This window comes from Streptomyces sp. NPDC044061, from assembly GCF_056434305.1.
The window spans coordinates 1-2054 of sequence record NZ_JBWKFL010000159.1; the positions used below are offsets into that span (position 1 = coordinate 1).

1 protein-coding gene is annotated in these 2054 nt (G+C 68.2%); it reads right to left on the reverse strand.

The features are described from left to right. Nucleotides 1–891 precede the first annotated feature (891 nt). Nucleotides 892–2054, reverse strand: a 1163-nt coding sequence (gene mshA, locus AC07CM_RS50785) for a D-inositol-3-phosphate glycosyltransferase (protein ID WP_478883340.1), incomplete at its 5' end; no start/stop codon positions are given.

Genomic DNA, 2054 nt, shown 5'->3' on the forward strand with positions numbered 1-2054 from the left:
TCGGCGGCGTCAAGGACACCGGCTGGGGCCAAGAGGGCGGAACAGAGGGAATCGAACCCTACCTGATCCACAAAACAGTACTCAGCGCCTGATCACAGCACGACGGATGGCGAGCTGCGGGACGGCAGGTCACCATCCCGCCAGTACGGTTCAAGGCTCATCGGGCCTTGAACCGCAGAGCGGGAGGGTCTACCTACACTCCTCCAGGGGGTTGATAGGTTGGCGATGGGGATCGGCCAGGGACCACGGGACCTGGAGCACGCGTGTCAGACCCGCTCCTTGCGGTCCACCGTCGGGCTAACCCCTGCTGGCCCACTGCGACTCTCGGCCCTCTGGCCTGCGGTATCATGCACGCCCAACCTGCCTGCTGGCACGACTAGGGTGCCGGCGGGCACCCGGCCATCCGGTGAGCTCTCGTGCACTTGTCCTGATCGTGAGGGCTCAACTGGCTGCTCCTGCCGCTGGGCCGCCCGACCGAAGAACAACAACCCGGGACGTCCGGCAGCTGGAGTACTCCCGCGCGATCATGGATGACAGTGCATGTCACCGAGCCGCTGCAGCCTTTTATGTCTCACAGTCGACGCTGTCACAGACGGCCAGTCGCTGGAGCCAAATTTGCACACGGACCTGTTTCACCGTATCGGCCTGGAAGGCAGTGCTCACCGGCGCGGGAATGACGCTGATAGAGCCTGTCCGCGCGAGGGTCCGCAGCATCCAGACTGCACGGGCCCAGCGTGGCGGCCGCGGGCGAACCGGAGGCCGGGAGGCTTCGACATAGCGGCGATGCCTCTCCGGCCGTGCAACCGATCAGGCGGCACTATGCTGCCACAGGTACTGGCAAGGGAACCTCAAGAGTCTTCGTGAACGAGCCTGACATCGTTAAACCTCCGGCTACGGCTCGCGCGTGAGGTCGCCGACGTGTAGGTCGTTGAGGCCCCCATGCAGCAAGCGACGACGCCGATGGTGCATCGCCGCCATGTACACGTCCGCCGTCGCCACTGCGGCCGAGTCCCAGCCGAAGGACCGGGCGTGCCGGGCCGCCGCTGCGCCCAGCTGAGCGGAAAGTGCCGGGTCGTCGGCGAAGCTGCACAGCGCCCGCGCGTAGTCCACCGGGTCGTGCCCGGGTACGAGAACGCCACTCACCCCGTCTCGTACTGCCACTGACAGGCCGCCGACCGCGGCAGCGATCACCGGGGTGCCGCAGGCCTGTGCCTCGACGGCCACCAGGCCGAAGGACTCGCTGTAGGACGGCATGACCAGGACGGACGCCGCCCGGTACCAGTCGGCGAGCTCGTCCTGGCCGACCGGCGGCCGGAACAGCACGACGTCGGAGATGCCGAGTCGGGCCGCCAGCTTCTGCAGTCCTTCGGGCTTGGCCAGGCCGCTGCCACTCGGCCCGCCCACGACCGGCACGATGATCCGCTCACGTAGCTGCGGCCGCTGCTCCAGCAGCCGGGCCACCGCGCGCAACAGGACGTCCGGTGCCTTCAGCGGCTGTATGCGACCCGCGAATAGCGGTATGAGCGCGTCCTGCGGCAGCCCAAGGCGGGCCCGGGTCGCGGTCCGGCCGGCCTCGATACCGGAGGGGTCGGGCCGGAAGCGCTCCAGGTTGACACCGGGGTGGACGACGGTGACCCGGCTGCTCTCGGCGTCGTAGTGATGGAGGAGCTCCTCCGCTTCCCTCTCAGTGTTCGCTATCAGCCGGTCGGCGGCGCGTACGACTTGTATCTCGCCATTCACGCGTGTCGCGGGCTCGGGGGTATCCCCCTCGGCGAGGGAGGCGTTCTTGACCTTGGCCATAGTGTGCATGGTGTGGACGAGTGGGACGCCCCAGCGCTCGGCGGCGAGGCGGCCGACGTGGCCAGAGAGCCAATAGTGCGAGTGGAGCAGGTCGTAGTGGCCGGGGTGGTGGCCTGCCCAAACCCGGGTCACGCCGTGCGTGAAGGCGCACAGTTGTGCGGGGAGGTTCTCCTTGGCAAGGCCTCCGTAGGGTCCGGCGTCCACGTGCCGTACCAGGACTCCGGGCGCGAGTTCAACGCTGGGCAGGAGCGCGG